14 protein-coding genes are annotated in these 15,819 nt (G+C 62.5%); 4 read left to right on the top strand and 10 right to left on the bottom strand.

The window, feature by feature from the left end; all coding sequences use genetic code 11:
- Window positions 1-384 precede the first annotated feature (384 nt).
- Together CFE428DRAFT_RS13020 and CFE428DRAFT_RS13015 are read right to left on the bottom strand one after the other, a co-directional pair.
- Entirely contained in the window at window positions 385-3,183 is a 2,799-nt protein-coding gene (locus tag CFE428DRAFT_RS13020) for a hypothetical protein (protein ID WP_006980015.1), read from the bottom strand.
- A 183-nt stretch (window positions 3,184-3,366) separates the two neighbouring features.
- Window positions 3,367-5,082, bottom strand: coding sequence for a DUF4175 family protein (locus tag CFE428DRAFT_RS13015; RefSeq protein ID WP_131989231.1), 1,716 nt, complete (start codon window positions 5,080-5,082; stop codon window positions 3,367-3,369).
- A gap of 131 nt (window positions 5,083-5,213) precedes the next feature.
- Here CFE428DRAFT_RS13015 and CFE428DRAFT_RS13010 point away from each other — a divergent pair, with 131 nt between their 5' ends.
- Window positions 5,214-6,086 carry a DUF6662 family protein gene (locus CFE428DRAFT_RS13010; protein WP_006980013.1) on the top strand — a complete coding sequence of 291 codons (873 nt, stop codon included), beginning with the start codon at window positions 5,214-5,216 and terminating at the stop codon, window positions 6,084-6,086.
- A 9-nt stretch (window positions 6,087-6,095) separates the two neighbouring features.
- On the top strand, window positions 6,096-6,617 hold the full coding sequence (locus tag CFE428DRAFT_RS13005) for an FMN-binding protein (protein ID WP_006980012.1): 522 nt from the start codon (window positions 6,096-6,098) through the stop codon (window positions 6,615-6,617).
- On the opposite strand, the gene CFE428DRAFT_RS38240 is transcribed toward CFE428DRAFT_RS13005, so the two are convergent.
- Window positions 6,610-6,753, bottom strand: coding sequence for a hypothetical protein (locus tag CFE428DRAFT_RS38240; protein ID WP_237705483.1), 144 nt, complete (start codon window positions 6,751-6,753; stop codon window positions 6,610-6,612). The two genes, CFE428DRAFT_RS13005 and CFE428DRAFT_RS38240, sit on opposite strands and share 8 nt — an antisense overlap.
- A 58-nt stretch (window positions 6,754-6,811) precedes the next feature.
- Here CFE428DRAFT_RS38240 and CFE428DRAFT_RS13000 point away from each other — a divergent pair, with 58 nt between their 5' ends.
- Complete coding sequence (locus CFE428DRAFT_RS13000) at window positions 6,812-7,507, top strand: FAD:protein FMN transferase (protein WP_162145264.1); 696 nt, start codon at window positions 6,812-6,814, stop codon at window positions 7,505-7,507.
- Window positions 7,482-7,943: a hypothetical protein gene (locus CFE428DRAFT_RS12995; protein ID WP_006980009.1), complete on the top strand. Its 462-nt coding sequence runs from the start codon at window positions 7,482-7,484 to the stop codon at window positions 7,941-7,943. Before CFE428DRAFT_RS13000 ends, CFE428DRAFT_RS12995 begins: the two co-directional genes overlap by 26 nt.
- Before the next feature lie 33 nt (window positions 7,944-7,976).
- Here the strand turns inward: CFE428DRAFT_RS12995 and CFE428DRAFT_RS12990 are convergent, their stop codons facing one another.
- The 7 genes from CFE428DRAFT_RS12990 to CFE428DRAFT_RS12955 form a co-directional block, all read right to left on the bottom strand.
- The gene (locus CFE428DRAFT_RS12990; RefSeq protein ID WP_006980008.1) at window positions 7,977-10,445 is read right to left on the bottom strand and encodes a CARDB domain-containing protein; all 2,469 of its coding nucleotides are present in this window, start codon (window positions 10,443-10,445) and stop codon (window positions 7,977-7,979) included.
- Window positions 10,442-11,623, bottom strand: a complete 1,182-nt coding sequence (locus CFE428DRAFT_RS12985; RefSeq protein ID WP_042724886.1) for a type 1 glutamine amidotransferase family protein — start codon at window positions 11,621-11,623, stop codon at window positions 10,442-10,444. The genes CFE428DRAFT_RS12990 and CFE428DRAFT_RS12985 overlap by 4 nt, the downstream gene beginning before the upstream one ends.
- Complete coding sequence (locus CFE428DRAFT_RS12980; RefSeq protein WP_006980006.1) at window positions 11,614-12,612, bottom strand: BatA domain-containing protein; 999 nt, start codon at window positions 12,610-12,612, stop codon at window positions 11,614-11,616. Before CFE428DRAFT_RS12980 ends, CFE428DRAFT_RS12985 begins: the two co-directional genes overlap by 10 nt.
- Window positions 12,613-12,661: 49 nt before the next feature.
- On the bottom strand, window positions 12,662-13,081 hold the full coding sequence (locus CFE428DRAFT_RS12975) for a GxxExxY protein (protein ID WP_006980005.1): 420 nt from the start codon (window positions 13,079-13,081) through the stop codon (window positions 12,662-12,664).
- Between the two features lie 98 nt (window positions 13,082-13,179).
- Window positions 13,180-14,085, bottom strand: a complete 906-nt coding sequence (locus CFE428DRAFT_RS12970) for a DUF58 domain-containing protein (protein ID WP_006980004.1) — start codon at window positions 14,083-14,085, stop codon at window positions 13,180-13,182.
- Window positions 14,085-14,714 carry a hypothetical protein gene (locus CFE428DRAFT_RS37280; protein ID WP_131989228.1) on the bottom strand — a complete coding sequence of 210 codons (630 nt, stop codon included), beginning with the start codon at window positions 14,712-14,714 and terminating at the stop codon, window positions 14,085-14,087. Before CFE428DRAFT_RS37280 ends, CFE428DRAFT_RS12970 begins: the two co-directional genes overlap by 1 nt.
- Window positions 14,715-14,747: 33 nt before the next feature.
- Window positions 14,748-15,809 carry an AAA family ATPase gene (locus CFE428DRAFT_RS12955; protein ID WP_006980001.1) on the bottom strand — a complete coding sequence of 354 codons (1,062 nt, stop codon included), beginning with the start codon at window positions 15,807-15,809 and terminating at the stop codon, window positions 14,748-14,750.
- Window positions 15,810-15,819: the final 10 nt, after the last annotated feature.

The raw sequence follows: 15,819 nt of genomic DNA, 5'->3' as shown, positions 1-15,819 counted from the left end.
CGCGCGGAGCTCCTCCCATTCGAACACGATCACGCGCCCATTCTTCGCTCGACTTTCCATTTCGCTCGCTCGTTAAACTCCCTTTCTGCGCGCTCGGCCATGTCCATGCAATGAGATGCGTCCCGGCGTCGCTACAGGCACGAAGGCTTCGGGCATGCCAAACGATGCGCAAAACGCCACTTCACTTGGTGGAGGCTCCTCGCGAAAACCCGCGGAAATCAGAGGTCCTTCGACTCCGCCCATGCTTCCCCGCTCCGCTCAGGATGACGGCCTTTTTTCGAGCGCTTCGCGCTTCCCTGCCACACGCTCATTGACAAATCTACGCGCTCTTGGCGTGGAAAATCCGCCCGAACCAAACACCAAGCATCTCGCGCATCACACCCTCTACTTCTTCTCCGAACTCTCCCGCGCCAGATTCAGCAAATACTGCTCCACCTGCGCCCCGTATTCCTCGGGGTATTTCTCCGCCTGCGATTGCTCGATCACCGCACGCTCCCTTGGCGGCAGCGCGGCAAAAGACGACGCCCTACCGGCCACACCGCGTGTCTCCACCTTGACCGCTTCATTCCCCGTCGGCGGCGAATATTGCTGCGCCCCTTCGGTCCCCGGCTGACCATTCTGCTGGCCGGGCGCATTCCCCGGCATGTTCCCGGCTTGCGGCTGGCCTGGTTGTCCCGCCTGCCCGGGTTGCCCTGGCTGACCTGGCTGACCTGATGGGCTGCCCGGCTGGCCCGGCTGGCCAGGCATATTCCCCGTGGGCGCCGGCAAATTGCCATTCCCGTTCGCAGCCATGAGCCCCGCCTGCGCTTGGGCCAGCGCGGCTTGGGCTTGGGCGAGCGCTTGTTGCGCGGCCTGGGCTTGCGCCTGCGCCGCAGGAAGATTCTGTCCGGCCGCCTGCACTGCACCCTTGGCCGCGGCTTGCGCGCCGGCCTGCGCCGCCTGTTGAACGGTCGCATTCCCAGGCATCGTCTGCGCCGCCGCCTGACCCGCTTGCGCGGCCGCCTGGGCCAATTGCGCTGCCGCCTTCTGCGCGGCCTGCTGCTGCGCCGCCGCCGGTTGGCCGGGCTGCTGGGCCTGCTGCAAAGCTTGATTCGCTTGCGCCACCTGCTGCTGCGCTTGGGCGAGTTGCGCCGCTACCTGCGCGGCGTTCGGTTGCGCATTGGGCTGCTGCGGCATCGCCTGTTGCGCTTGCTCCACCGCCGCATTCACCGCGGTCTGCGCCGCATACAATTTCTCCAACGCCAAAGCCTCATTGAACTGCGCCGGTTGCACCTCGGGCTTGCCGAGCGCCGTCTGCGCGTCGGTCATCGCCAGCTGCGCAGCCTCCAGCGCGGATTTCGCGGCCGGCGCATCAGGCGGCAGGTTCCCGACAAAGGTCGCCGTCTGCTGCCCTATCTCGCCCTGCTTCTCCGGCTGTCCCTTGAAATCCGAGGCCTTGGCCACCTTCCGTTTCTGCACCACCACCGCGCTCTTCGCCGTGTCCACCTGCAACTTCTGCTCGGCGATGATGATCTCGGCGAGTTGCTTCTCGGCTTGTTGCGCGGCCGCCTGCTGTTGCTGCGCCTGCTGCGCGGCCGCCGCCTGCTGGGCAATCTGTTGCGCCGCCTGCGCGAGATTTTGCGCGGCCGCTTGTTGGGCTTGCGCCGCCTGCGCAGGTTGATTTGCCTGAGCTGCCTGTGCGGCCTGCTGCGCCTGGGCTGCCGCTTGCTGAGCCGCCGGCGCCGCCTTGGGCGCCATGGCCGCGGCTTGCTTGGCCAATTCATTGACCTTCTGTGCCATGGCAGCCTGCATCGATTTGTCCGGATTCTTCGCTGCTTCGGCCTGCTGCTGCGCGAGCGCCTGCGCTTGCTGTTGCAAGGCCTGCAAATCTTTGACCGGATCACCCGACTTACCGGCCAGCGCCTCTTCCTTGCCCAACTCCTGCTGCAATTTCGCATCGGCCATCTGCATCGCCGCCAGCGCGTCCTGCGCATTCTTCGCAGCGGCGGGCGCGTTGTGATCGCTCATCGCACTCCGCGCGTCCTGCATCTTTTCCTGCGCCGCTTTCAAATCCCGCGCCGCTTCCGGGGCAGTCTTCGCCAGGCTTTGCGCCATCTCGTCGTTGCGCCCGGCGATCTCGCCCTGCTTTTGCTCCTGCGCGGCGACCATGTCCGGACGGCCCTTTTTCTGCGCCTCGAATTGCTTCTGCAAACGCGCGTCGCTCTTCAATTTCTCGAGTGGCGTCTTGGCCAGTCGTGGGTTGGCCTTCTTCTGCTGCTCGAGCCACTTGTCAAAATCCTGTTCGCCCCCGGCGGCCTTCTCGGTGTCCTTGACGATTTCCTTTTGATCCTCGATCGCCTTGGCCAGTTCCTTCTGCGCCTTGCGTAAGGTCTCCGAGCGTTCCGGCGGCGGAGCGATATCCTTCGCCAGTCGCCGCATCGCATCGCGCGCGTTCTTCTCATCGGTCACCGCCTTGAAAAGCTGTCCCTCCTTCAACGCCCCGGCGGCATTCTCCACGCTCGGCTGCACCTTTTGAATGTCCTCCAGGCCCTTGCGGAAACGCGCCGCTTGCTCGGCATTTTCCGGTTCCCTGGCAAACGACGCCACACGCTGGGCGAGCGCCTTCAGTTCATTGGCAATCGCCGCCTGTTCAGCCTGCTGGCCCTGCAGATTCGCCTGTGCCGCCGCCTCGAAATTCTCCGGCTTCTTCCCCTCCGACCATTGGCCGAGGGTGATGCCGTTTTGCAGATTCACCGCCTGGCGCTCCGCGAGCTGCGCGAGTTGCTGGGCGATCTCTGCGCTCTGCTGGTCATGCTGATGTTGCGCCAGCAATTTGCCCATCTGCGCGAGGATCGCCTTCTGGCTAGTGTAAGCGTCGGCCACACGTTGCTTCGCCTCGCCGGCATCCTGCGCGCCCCGCGCTTTTTCCAGCAGATCGACGACCTGCTTCATCTCGTCGACCGAAAGTCGCGCCAGCGAATCGCGCAGGGCCTGCAAAGTCTTCGTGTCCTCCCCACCGAGCGCATTGCGCTGATATTCATCCAGCATGCTGTCGAGCTGATCGACCAGCTTCTGCGCTTCTCCGCGGAGCTGCTGCTGCCGTGCTTCCCCTTCGCGGATGCGCTCGGAGGGTTGCACATTTTCGCCATGCACCGCCGGAAGAATGCTGCACGCGAGCGCGAGGAGGAAAGGCAGGCGTTTCATAAGAGGGGAAACTGGGGAATTAGTGTCTCATTTTGCCCCAAGGGAGTCAAACCCGGGGTTCCCGAGCCCGTACGGCCAACGGAAGAGCCTCTTAATCTTAATCCTAATCTTACTCTTAATCCTCGGTCGCGCAGAGGGATTAAGATTAAGAGTAAGATTACGATTAAGAGCCGCCGCCTTTCCTCACTTCCCCGCGGGCTTCTCGAAGATGATCTCCCCGAGTTGCTGGTTCACATCCTCCTGCCCGTGCTTCACGCCGTTGAGCCCTTCCATGGTATCGCTCAACCGATTCGCCAGGTCCGCCCGCTTCTCGGCATCGCTCACGATCCGCGCCTGCATGTGCTCGGTGGTGCCGATCCCCGGCCCAGTGACATCATTCGCATCAAGCACCTCGAACCAGTAATCGATCACACTCCCCTCCTCCACGCGCGGCGTGATCTGCCCGACGCGCCAATTGAACCGCCGGCTAATTTCCTTCGGCAGCGCCGTGCCGATATCGAGATCGATGGTCTTGTGCGGCGCGCCTTCCACCCAATCGACGGCGTAATTGAGCCGAACCCTGGCCACACCGTAGTCGTCCTTCGCCGTGAACGCGATGAGCATGGTGGCTTCCCGGGTGAGGAGTTCCTCCCGGCGATCGGGCCACGTGACCTTGATCGTCGGCACTTCATCCGCCAACAACTCGATCGGGTAAATCGCCGCCCCCCGCGACTCGACGCCATCTTCATCGACGAGGTGCAAGGTGAGGCCCGCCACATCCTTCGCCGGCACTTCGATCTCGCCGGTGAGTTGCGCGTGATCTTTGGCATCGATCGTCAGCGGCGACGCTTTCACGATCTTCTCGCGGTCCGCGCCGACGACACGAATTTCGCCGGACTTCATCGCTCCGCTCGCGCGAACCTTCAGCGCAAGCCGGCTGCCGGCGAGGATCTTCAGGTCGCCCAACGCCCGCCGCCGCGCGGGCAATCGCGTGTAGACAGGAAAGATCTGTTGGCATTCCACACTGGACACACCGGGCCGGGCTTTGACCTTCACTTTCACCGGATCGGTCTCGGCATCACCGAGCGTCACACGGTATTCGAAAGATTCCTGCATGCTCTGCAGCGTGCGGGCAAAGGTCGGCGGCGGATTCGATTCCAATGGCAAATCGAACTCCTGCTTCCGGCCCGAGGCGGTCTTCAAGGTCACGCGCCCGCCCTGCGGCACGATACCGCCGGCGATCGCGGCCACCCGCCAGGAATCGCCGACGGCGATGACCTGCGGCGCGCTGATCTCGCGGATGAGCGTCTTGCGCGGCACCGGCGTGCGGGCGAGCAGCGCGCGCTGCACGAGCGGCCAGGTCTTGCTGTCGCCCAGCGCCGCGAGACCGCCGACGACCAGCAACGTGCAGAAGGCCAGCTTCCACCAGCGGCTCAGCAGGCGCTGGTCGATGACCGCGGAAAAATCCATCGTCCCGGCCATCGCGGTGGTTTCCGCGACCAGCGCTTTGACCAGCGCGGGCGAGGCGCCTTCATCCGGGTTCTTCGACAATTGCACGGCGGCGATAAACCGCGAACGAAACGCCGGCAGCGCCCGCTCGATGAGCAACGCGACAGCTTCGTCTCCGAGTCGCTGGCGCCACGGCCGAATACCAAACCAGACCAGCAGCGCAACCGCGCCACCAACGCCGATCACCAGGAAAATGAGCCGCACGACCCACGGCAGATTGGCGAGAAAGTCCACGACCGTTTCGCTGACGAGCCACGCGCCCAGCGCAGTGATCATCATGGCTAGGCCGGTGCCGAGAACCACGCGCCCATGGCGTCCGCGCAGCTGACGAATCCGCGCCAGGATCTCCCGCGCATCATCCAACGCCAGCGGACGGCTGACCGGGGCGGGAGTATCGGCGGTGGAGGGCATTGCGCTCATGCTAGGGAGCAGCGCACAGTTTTCCATCCGGAACTGCTCCGCACTGCACCGCCGCAATTCCGAGCAAATCCGAGACAACGCCGAGGAAGCGGCTTCCCTTCGATTTAGGATGAATAGGCGGCATGGAAAAACGTTTCACTTTCAATCATCTCGCCGCCTCCGGCCTCGGGCTCGCCGCGTGCGCTCTCTTCGCTGGGAACATTCCGTCGGCCCGCGCTGACGAGAATCTCTTCGGCTTCGTCCGCGGCGCGGAGACGCTGCCCAAGGGTCACTTTGACTTTTACCAAACGCTGACCTTGCGCACGAGCAAGGATGCCGGTGTTTACCGCGGCTGGGATTCGGATACCGAACTCGAGTACGGGTTTACCGACAAATTCCAGGCCAGCATCGCACTGGACAACCGCTACATTTACAATCGCGGCGTCGAGGATCTGCCGGACGCGAATCACTTCACCTTCGGCGGTGTGGAGAGCGCGATGAAGTATCGTCTGCTCAGCCCGTTCAAGGATCCGGTCGGTCTGGCTCTGCGCCTGGAGGGCGGCTGGCTGCTGCACGATGAAGTGGGCGGCTTGCTCGAGCACGAGATGTATGTCGCGCCGGAAGTCATTCTGCAAAAGAACTTCTTCGACGATACCCTCGTCACCGAACTGAACTACGGCGTGGAATGGGCCTGGGGCAAGGATCCGGCGGAGCAATACTACAAAGAATTTTCCATGCAGGGCGGCGCGGGTGTGACCTACCGTTTTGCGCCCAATTGGTTCCTCGGCGTGGAGGGGCACGTGCGTTCCGAATGGCCGCTGTTCAACTTCGGCAACTTCGAGCACGTGGTCGTGTATGCTGGCCCGGCGCTGCACTATGCGCGGGAGCGCTGGTGGGTGACGCTAAGCTACAACTACCAGGTCTATGGCCACGGCGTGGATGAGAGCGCGCGCTCACAAACCTTTGCCGAAGAGACGCGCCACGAAATCCGCTTCAAGGTCGGGTTCAATTTCTAGGAAGCGTTTATGTCCGACTGGAAAACTTTCGTCCTGCCGGCCGCGCTGGTGCTCAGCACTTCCGCGCCCTGTTTTGCCAATGTCTATCTCACCACCGACCAGGCACAAAAGCTGATCTTCCCCGGCGCCTCCTGCACACCGTGGGAGGGCAAGCTCACGGAGGCCCAGAAGAAGGCGATTGAGAAGACGAGCGATCTGCGGATTCGCAAGGACCCGCAGATCTGGCACGTGTCCGGCGGCGGCTGGTTCATCGTGGACGAAGTCCTCGGCAAGCACGAATACATCACCTTCGCCGTGGGACTCACCGCCGGCGGCGCGGTGAAGCAAATCGAGATCATCGAATATCGCGAGTCGTATGGCAGCGAAGTGCGCGGCGACCAATGGCGCGCGCAGTTCGTCGGCAAGACAGCGAAGGATCCGCTGCGGCTCGATCAGGACATCAAGAACATCAGCGGCGCAACGCTCTCGAGCCGGCATGTGACCGAAGGCGTTCGCCGGGCCTGCGCGTTCTATGACATCGTGCTCAAGTGAAGTCCGGCGGGCCCGCCCGCTGCTCGGCACATTCGTGGAAATCGCCGTGGACGGGTGGCGGGCCGACAGTGCGCACTGTGCTATCGATGCCGCCTTCGCCGCCATCGAGGAAGTCCAGCGGCGGATGAGCTTTCACGATCCCGCGAGCACTTTGTCGCGGCTCAATCGCGAGGCCGCGCATCGCGCGGGTGCCGGTGGACGCGTGGACTTTCGCGGTCTTGCGCGCCGCGGCACAGGTGCATCGTATTTCCAGCGGAGCTTTCGATGTGACGGTCGCTCCCCATTTGCAGCGGCTCGGCTTTCTCCCTGGTGAGCGTGCGGCGGCCTGGCGGGCGACCGGGGCCGTGAGTTTCGCGGATGTGGATCTGCTTCCGGGGCGGCGTGTTCGTTTTCGCCGTCCTGACGTCTGTATCGACCTGGGCGGCATCGCCAAGGGGTTTGCCGTGGATCGCGCGGTGGCGACACTGCGCAATGCCGGGGTGCAGCATGGGTTGGTGAATGCGGGTGGGGACCTGCGTGTCTTCGGAGACGAGCAAGCCATCGCCGTCCGGCATCCCGAGGATCCCGGTGCCACGCTGCATGGCCTGCGACTCGCCAATGCCGCCCTGGCGACATCCGCACACTATTTCGCGGCACGCTGGCAACCGGAGCAGACGCTCGCCGCGATCGTCCATCCTTCCACCGGGCAGCAATGTGCGCAGGTGCGCTCGGCCACGGTGCGCGCCTCCAGCACCATGCTGGCGGATGCCCTCACCAAGGTCGTGATGCTGCGGGCCGAAGCCGCGCTGCCGGTGCTCAATCATTTCCGCGCGGACGCGATCTTCGTCTCCGCGGGCGGTGAACAAAAATGCTGTCCTCACTGGCATGCAACGCTCGAGTTTTCGTCTTAGCCGCCCGCTGCGGGCGGCCGTTTATCTCGCCTTCGTTGCGCTGTTGCTCACCGGGGCGGTGTTGATGTTTCCCGAGCGTCTGCCCACGAGCGAAAGTTGGGAGAGAATTCCCGCGCTCTCGCGCAAAATTCACGGTGGCGCGGCGATGCTCGCCCTGCTCGTCCTCGGCGCGCTGACCGCACACGTGAAGCGCGGCTGGAAGGCAGCGAAGAACCGCCTTTCTGGCGTCTTGCTGCTGGGGCTCAACACCTTTCTCATCGCAACCGGTTACGGTCTCTACTACGCCGCGGATGAAGACCTTCGCGCATGGCTCATTCGCTGGCACGGCTGGATCGGCCTCGGCACGCTGGTCCTGCTGCCCGCTCACGTGATCGTCGGCCGGATCATCATCCGGCGGCTGCACCATCGGAAGATTCAGCAGCGCGGCGGGGCTTAGACCGGGAATAGTTCCGTTCCGCTTCGCGGGTCATTACTTCAACTGCGCCCGCTTGCGTAGCGCCCACTCCACCGTCGCGACGACCAGCAGCAGCAGGAAATAGAGCGGCGACGCCCACATCTCCGCATCCACGACGGATGCGACATGCTCGCTCTTCGCGCGTAGCGCCTCTGGCAAATGCGCGAGATTTTCCTCGCGGAAAAATTCGCCGCCGCTGATCTCCGCCATTTGCTTGAGCATGGCTTCATTCATCGCTGTCTCACCGAATTCGAACCGCGCCTCGGCGGCGCTGAATTCGAATACCGTCTTCGGATCCGACTTCACGGAGAACTGGTGCAAGCCCGGCGTGAGGACGGTGAAATCCCCGCGATACATGCCGGGCTGATCCGGCACAGCGCGCAAGGTCACGTTCTGCCGCGAAGAATCCGGCGCAGTCGCGGCGTCCGGCGCTTTCACGACATAGCTGCCCTCCACGGAGGCATCCTTCAGCGGATTGAAATCCGCCGTATAGAGCCGCGCGTAGACGGTGACGCGTTCGCCGACGGAATAGCTCTGCTTGTCCGTGCTGATCTGCGTGCGCTTCGAGCCGCCGAGCAAATGCGCGAGTCCAAGCTTCTGCGCAATCTGTCCCCAGAGGATGGAATAGTAGCGCTCGTCCGCGTTGCGCCGCCAGCGCCAGGTATTATCTGTGCCGACGAAGAGCACCTGGCCGAGGCCGTATTGCTGCTGCGCGACGACGGGCATCTTGCCATAGCGCGAGGCTTTCGTGGCATCGCTGTCCTGCAGGAGCACCTGCGCCGCGGCCTTGGCCCGGGCGACGCGCGCCACCCAATAGACACGCGGGAATCGCTTCCAGATGGCGGCATTCTCATCGTCCTTCGCCGAGAGGCGCAGCATCGGATTGGTGCGACCGAGCGGGGTTAGCTCCAGCGTGGTCGGGCGATCGATGCCGGTGTTACGGATGGGGCCGTCGCTCAATTCCACGGGCAACATTTTTTCGGCTTCGGTGCCACGGAAGGCGTAGGGATTGTTGCGCGGACCAGCGATGAAAAGGCAGGAGCCACCGAACTTCGACACGAACTCGCCGAGCCAATCCACCTGCGATGCGCCGATGTCCTTCACGCCCACGTCGCCAAGAATCAAGAGGTCGTATTTGAAAAGCTCGTCCTTCGTTTGCGGGAAGGTCTTCACGAAGGGCGAGTTCGCGCCTTCCGAGAGGCCGGGGTCTCCCTCGGCGAGCCAGCATTTCAAATCAATACGCCGGTCGCGCAGCAGCACGCTCTGCAGGAAACGGAACTCCCAGCGTGGCGTCTCCTCGACGAGCAAGACCTTGATTTTGCTATCGATGACCTTGAGCCGCTGGCTCACCGCGTTGTTATCCTTGGCCGCTTCGTCTTCCCGCGGATCGATCGAGGCGCGCAACTCGTATTCGCCCACTTGTTTCGGCGTGAAGGGCAGCGCGACGGTCTGTTCTTCGTCGCTGGTGAAAGTGAGGTCTTTGCTCGCGACCACCTCGTCTCCGAGTCTGAGGTTGATCTGCGCATGTTCGCCGCGCAGGCCCTGGCCCCGCACGCGGACGGTCACGGGCAATTCGTCGTTTGCAAAGGCCACTTCCTGGGTGAAGAGATTCGCCACGATGATGTCGCGCGGCGAGGTGATGCCGACGCCGTAGATGTAAAGCGGCACGCCCTCGGCGCGGGCCAGGCGCGCGGCTTCGAGCGGCTGGGTGCCGGTGTTGTTCGCGCCATCCGTGGCGAGGAAAATGCCCGCGAGTGGCTGGCCACGCTTGCGCTCGAGCAAGTCGCGTACGGCATCGCCGATCGCCGTGCTCTGGCTTTTCGGATCGAGCTGATCGATCCACGCCACGTCCGCTGCCGCTGCCTTTGCCGGCGGTCCTTTGGCGGTCTCCTTCGGGGCACCGCCACCGATTTCCGCCAGGCTCTGGCCAAAGCCGTAGGCGCTGACGTCGTATTCCCTGGCAAATTTGGAAATGAGGTTGAGCTGATCGCTCTTCAGCGCGCCTTGCAGGAGTTCCACGCGCGGCACGAGCTTCACGTTGGCGGCTTGATCGGGCGCCAGCGGCTGCTGCAAGCCCTTACGAAAATCGAGGATGCCCTTGGCCATCGCCGCGCGGGCCAGATCGGCCGGATCGAAACGCGGGTCCTGGATCTTCATGCTCGCGCTGGTATCCACGAGCATTAGCAATTGGCGCCGGATGGTTCCCTCGACGGTGAAGGCGAGCACGGGCCGCAAGAGAATGAGCAGCAACAACAAGAACAGCGCGGCGCGCAGGCTGGTCAAAACCCAGCGTACTTTCTGCGACGTGAGCTCGCTGGCCACGCGCCAATAGCTCCACCACGTGAGCGCGAGAATGAGCAACGCGCACAGGATCACCCAGCCCAGCAAGTCGCCGTTGCGCAAGGCGAGATGTGCGCCGGCGATGTGCGCGGCGTTTTCGATCTTCACCCCGCAAAGCCGCAGAAGGATCTCGGTGAAATTCATCGTGAGCGGCTCCATTGATTGCCCAGCGTCGTCTCAACCACTGCCGCCACCAGCACCAGCAACACGATCGCCATCCAGAATTCATTGCCGGTGCGCTCGCGTTGCAACGCACCGCGCAGGCTGATCCCAGGCACCCAGCGGAAAACCTGTGCGACACCGTCGAAGGTCTTCCAATCCGACGCGGGTAAATCTTCGAGTTTCGATTCCGCGGGATCAGCTTGCGTGGCGAAACGCAGCAGCGGCGTGGCGTCGTCGCCCTGCCGGACTTCATAAACACCCGCATTGTCCGTGACATCAAATTGCAGCAGCGGCACGCCATTCGTCGCGGTCACACGCCGCAGCACGACCGCATCGCTTTTGCCTCCAGGCGGTTTCACGAGCAAATCCTTGCCGACCAATTCCGCATCCATCACGGCGTTGAGTTTCGCGCCGACGCGCAGGTTCAAGTTTTCCTCCTGTCGCGTGACCAGCGCGCCGAGCGTGCGCTGAATCAGCGGTACGTAAGTGGGGCGGATGCAGAGGTCGTTCCAGGCGCTATCCGCAGTGCCGCTGAATTGCACCACCCGGCCGAAACCCCACGTCCGCTCCATCACTGCAGGTTGACCGTCCTCGTAATTCAGCACCACGGCCGGCGGCCCGGCTTCCGCGCGCGCGGCGGGAATTTTGGCCGGCTCGAGTTTGAAGGCGCGATAGAAATGCGCGCTGGCCAGGTTGCCCGCCGCCGGGTCACGCCAAATGGAAACGATCGGGTGATCGTAGTTCTTGGATTGGAGCGTGAAGTATTTCTCCTGCTGTTCCGCGTTGCCGTGCGGCTCGCCGAAAGCCGCGGGCAGAAACGCGCGCTCGGTGAACATCTTGTCGTTGTAAAACCTGGCGTTGATCTTTCCGCCGGGAAAAACCATCAGTCCACCGCCCGATCGCAGAAAACGCTCCAGGCTGACCAGCACCGTCTCCGGCACCTCTGAGACATTGGCCAGCACCACCGCTTCGTAATCGCCAAGCTTCGTGGTCGGCAGATCGGCCGGCGTGATCGTCTTCGTTTTGATGTAATACTTCTCACGCTGCTCGGGTGGCACCGGGGTGAGCGCGTTATGGAGATAGAAGACTTCGCTTTCGCGTGGCTCGATGCCAGGGTCGCCGTCGACGAGCAGGACATTGATCTCGCCGATCACCCGCACGGCGAAGGAGCGCTGGTCGTCGGCGGGATTGCGATCCGCCGGCAGGCGCGCGGTGACGGAGTGATAACCGGCTTCGCGAAATGTGGCGTAGAGCGAAATCTTTTTCGATTCACCTCCAGGAATCGTGTCGATGGTTGCGTCGTCGCCCGGCGGCTCTCATCGATGCCGAGGCTGACATGCACGTCTTTCGCATCGGCCACGCCATAGTTGGCCACTTCGATTTCAAATCGTACCGGCTCATTCATCGGCGCCAGCGCGCTGGCCATGCGCAATTCCGTGACGCCGAGATTATGCTGTTCGCTCTCGCCGAGCAGCACGAAACGCGCATGGACATCCTTGGCCGCGTCGAGCAATGCGCGCGTTTCCGCGAGCTGCTTCCAGCCGTTGGCCTGACCGTCGGTGATGAGAAAGAGTTGTTTCGCCGAGACTGGCTGGCGTTGCAGCACCTCCACCATGCGACGCAGGGCCGAGGGCATCTCGGTGCCGCGATCGGACCGCTGGGCTTCGCGGATCGATTTGCGTGCCAGGGCGAGATCGTGCGTCGGCTCGGGGATGACGTTTTTCACCACGTCGGAGACCAGCCAGACCGCGACCGACGCCCCGCTGGGCAGCGAGTCGAGCACATCCTCCGCGGCCTTTTGCGCCTGCTCGAATTTCGACGTCGCGCCGTCGTTCTGCGACATGCTCGCTGAGTTATCGATGGCGATGATCGCGGTCTCGCTGCTATCGCCGAAGCCGGCGAGCCCGCCTTTCTTGAACGACGGCCGCGCAAGGGCCAGCGCCAGCAAAACCAGCAACGCGCAACGCAGGAGAAGCAGGATGATGTCTTCCAACGAGAGCCGTTGCTGGTTCTTCTCCACCACATTTTTCAAAAACCGCATCGCCGCCCACACCACCCGCTTGATCTTCTTTTTCGCGAGCAAGTGGATGATGATCGGCGACGCTATGCCGATGATGCCGAAAAGGAGGAGCGGGTTGAGGAAGGCCACGGCTCGGTTTTAAAACGCAGAGACGCAGAGACGCAGAGGTCGCAGAGTTTCAGGAATGGAGGTTGGGCGTGTCTGGAGGTTCATTCCGTGGGGCGAGGTTGTTGACTACTCGATAGATACCGTCTTTGAGGACAGCGACGTGGAAATTGATGAGCAGGCCGAGGCGAAGATTCAGCAAACGGAGATAGGTGAGCACTTTTAGTTTATCGACAGCCGTTATCTGGTCTTTGGCTTTGAGATCGACGATTACCTTTCCTGCCACGATTAAATCGGTGCGAAGGTCCACCGAAAGCCGTACGCCTTTGTAGACAAAAGGCACGGCCGTTTGCCTGACGAAAGGAAGGTGTCGCAAATGCAGTTCGTGGCACATCGCCTCTTCGTACGGCTTTTCGAGAATGCCCGGACCGACCTCCCGATGCACCTCAATCGCTGCACCGATGATCTCACGCGAGATGTCATTTTCGTGCATTTCCCCTCCTCCGCAGCAGGCAAAGTATTCCCTCAGTACCGACGTGAATCGCAGCTACCCATCTCTGCGTCTCTGCGTCTCTGCGTTTTAAATCTTCCTCATCCATATCGGTGCAAGCGCGTCGCCAGGAAGGCGCTGAGGACGTCGGCCCAGGGTTGGTCGGTGGAGATGCGGACGTAGGGGCAGCCCTGGCGTTCGCAGCCGAGGCGGATGCGGTCGAGGAAGGCGTTGAATTCGGCGAGGTAGCTGGCGCGGAGTTCCGCTGGCCGCGTGAGCACTTTGCCCTGTTGTTCGAGACCGTGGAACTCGACCGTGCCGCGGAAGGGGAAAGTCAGTTCGTAAGGGTCGAGCACGTGAAAAACGATGACCTCGTGTCCGCCGAAACGCAGGTGCTGGATGCCTTCGAGGATCTTCGTTTCGTCATCGAGAAGATCGCTGATGAGGATGACGATGCCACGCCGTTTCACCTGCCGCGCGAGCTCGCTCAGGGCCGGGGCGATGGCGGTCTGGTCTGTGGGTACGAACTTCGCCAGCACCTCGCAGATCTGGTGGATTTTGCCCAGCGCATCGGTGCGGGGCTGGTACTCCCGCATCTTCGCATCGAAGACGCCTACGGCCACCGCGTCGCGCTGCAGCAGGATGAGATAGGCGAGGCACGCCGCCACGGTCCGGCCATAGTCGAGTTTCGAGATATTCCCGGAGCCGTATTTCATCGACTCACTGCCATCGAGCAACAGGTGCGCGACGTAATTCGTCTCCTGTTCGTACTGCTTGATGTAATAGCGGTCGCTGCGCCCGAGCACCTTCCAGTCGAGATGTCGCGTATCGTCTCCCGGCACGTATTCGCGGTGCTGGGCGAATTCGATGGCGAAGCCCCGAAACGGCGACTGATGCGCACCCGCCATATAGCCTTCCACGATCGTGCGCGCCTGCAAGCCCAGATGCTCCGCGCGCTGAATCGCCTCGGGATCAAGCAGGTTGTTGTGAGGGGATTTCGCGGCCATCAGTGTTTCTCCGGTTCGAGCGATTCCGGCAACGCCATCAGTTCGCTGGCCGCTCCATCCGGGCGCCAGGCAACGCGGCCATCCTCCAGCACACGGGTAATAATGCCGTGGAGCGTCCCTTTTAACGTCTTCACCCGGTCGCCCGGCTGAAGCTGGGCTGTCTGCCACAATTCTTCGATCACCTGCACCATTGATCCGCGATCGAGCACACCGGCGATATAATGTCCGACAGCGCTCGCGATAGCCCGGCGGCGAATCGATGGCAGATCCGCAAAAATGGCCTCGCAAATACGCCGCCCGGCATCCGCAAAGGTGTTCCCGTTAAAAAAGAGGAAAGGCGCGCGCCGGTGGAAGCTGCGCAGAAAATCGAGCGCCTCTCCGAGGCTTATTTCGCAGCTTCGCCTGGATTCCCAGTCTGCGCAGCACGCTCCTTCAGCCTCTGGATTAAGGCCGTGCTGCGCTCTACCTCTTGCGCACGCTGTTCGGTTGAAGCCGATGACAAGCTCCCAACTCCAGTTTTCGAAAAAAGCGGCTCTGGCTTGTAGCGGGGATTGTTCGCGATGATCTCCTCCTCCACGTCCTCCGCCGTGAGGTGTTTCAGCAGGTCGAGGCGCAGTTTCATCGGCCATAAGGTGCTTCAGAGACGGTGGAAGCGCAAGTGTTCACCGGTCCTGCGGGATCTTCTCCAGGATGAGCCGGGTGATGTCGTCGCTGGTCACGCCTTCGCTTTGCGCGGCGAAATTGGGCAACAGGCGATGGCGCATGATGGACGGGGCCACGGCGGCGACGTCCTCACAACTCACGTAGACCTGGCCACGGACGATGGCGTGCGCCTTGGCCGCGAGGATGAGATTGAGCGAGGCGCGCGGACCGGCGCCCCACGCGAGCCAGCGTTTGCAGAAGTCGAGCGCCTGCGGGCTTTTCGCGCGGGTCGAGGCAACGATCCTTTGTGCGTATTGCAACACGTGATCGGCCACCGGCATCCGGCGGACGACGCCCTGAAGATACAGGATGTGATCGATCTCGATGATCTTGCGCGGCGTGCCCCCACCCATGCCGGTGCCGCGTTTCATGATCTCCAGCTCCTCCTCCATGCTCGGGTAGTCGACGAAGATCATGAACATGAACCGGTCGAGCTGCGCTTCAGGCAGCGGATACGTGCCTTCCTGCTCAACCGGGTTTTGCGTGGCGAGGACGAAGAAGGGATCGGGCAGCACGTGATTCACCCCGCCAACGGTGATCCTGCGCTCCTGCATGGCCTCGAGCATCGCCGCCTGCGTTTTCGGCGGGGTACGATTGATTTCGTCCGCGAGGATGACGTTCGCGAAGATCGGGCCGGGCAGGAATTTGAACTGCCGCTCGTTGGTCTGCGGATTCTGGTAGATGACCTCCGTGCCAGTGATATCGCTCGGCATGAGGTCAGGGGTGAATTGGATGCGCTTGAAGGAAAGATTGATCGTCTGCGCCAGCGTGGAGATGAGCAGCGTCTTGGCCAGGCCGGGCACGCCGACGAGCAGCGCGTGCGAACGAGTGAAAATCGAGATCAGCAACTCGTCGATCACCTTGTCCTGTCCCACGATCACTTTCGCCAGCTGATGTTTAATCATCGCGTGCGCATCCTTGAAATAATTGATCGCTTCGAGGTCGTCTTCCTGTTTGGCGGCGGGGGCTGGCGTAGGGGTTTCGGGGGGAGCGATGCTACCCGATTCAGGAAGAGAACTCATGGAGATTGCA

This window comes from Chthoniobacter flavus Ellin428, from assembly GCF_000173075.1.
In the GTDB taxonomy this organism is placed as follows: domain Bacteria; phylum Verrucomicrobiota; class Verrucomicrobiia; order Chthoniobacterales; family Chthoniobacteraceae; genus Chthoniobacter; species Chthoniobacter flavus.
This window is presented reverse-complemented; position numbering and strand designations above follow the sequence as displayed.

Bases quoted from the DNA above. Each gene is read 5' to 3' on its own strand.
- CFE428DRAFT_RS13010 (WP_006980013.1), top strand. From the start codon at position 5,214: ATGGAAAAACGTTTCACTTTCAATCATCTCGCCGCCTCCGGCCTCGGG.
- CFE428DRAFT_RS13020 (WP_006980015.1), bottom strand. From the start codon at position 3,183: ATGAAACGCCTGCCTTTCCTCCTCGCGCTCGCGTGCAGCATTCTTCCG.
- CFE428DRAFT_RS37280 (WP_131989228.1), bottom strand. From the start codon at position 14,714: ATGGCCGATGAAACTGCGCCTCGACCTGCTGAAACACCTCACGGCGGA.
- CFE428DRAFT_RS12975 (WP_006980005.1), bottom strand. From the start codon at position 13,081: ATGCACGAAAATGACATCTCGCGTGAGATCATCGGTGCAGCGATTGAG.
- CFE428DRAFT_RS12970 (WP_006980004.1), bottom strand. From the start codon at position 14,085: ATGGCCGCGAAATCCCCTCACAACAACCTGCTTGATCCCGAGGCGATT.
- CFE428DRAFT_RS12990 (WP_006980008.1), bottom strand. From the start codon at position 10,445: ATGAATTTCACCGAGATCCTTCTGCGGCTTTGCGGGGTGAAGATCGAA.
- CFE428DRAFT_RS12995 (WP_006980009.1), top strand. From the start codon at position 7,482: ATGCAACGCTCGAGTTTTCGTCTTAGCCGCCCGCTGCGGGCGGCCGTT.
- CFE428DRAFT_RS12955 (WP_006980001.1), bottom strand. From the start codon at position 15,809: ATGAGTTCTCTTCCTGAATCGGGTAGCATCGCTCCCCCCGAAACCCCT.
- CFE428DRAFT_RS13005 (WP_006980012.1), top strand. From the start codon at position 6,096: ATGTCCGACTGGAAAACTTTCGTCCTGCCGGCCGCGCTGGTGCTCAGC.
- CFE428DRAFT_RS13015 (WP_131989231.1), bottom strand. From the start codon at position 5,082: ATGCCCTCCACCGCCGATACTCCCGCCCCGGTCAGCCGTCCGCTGGCG.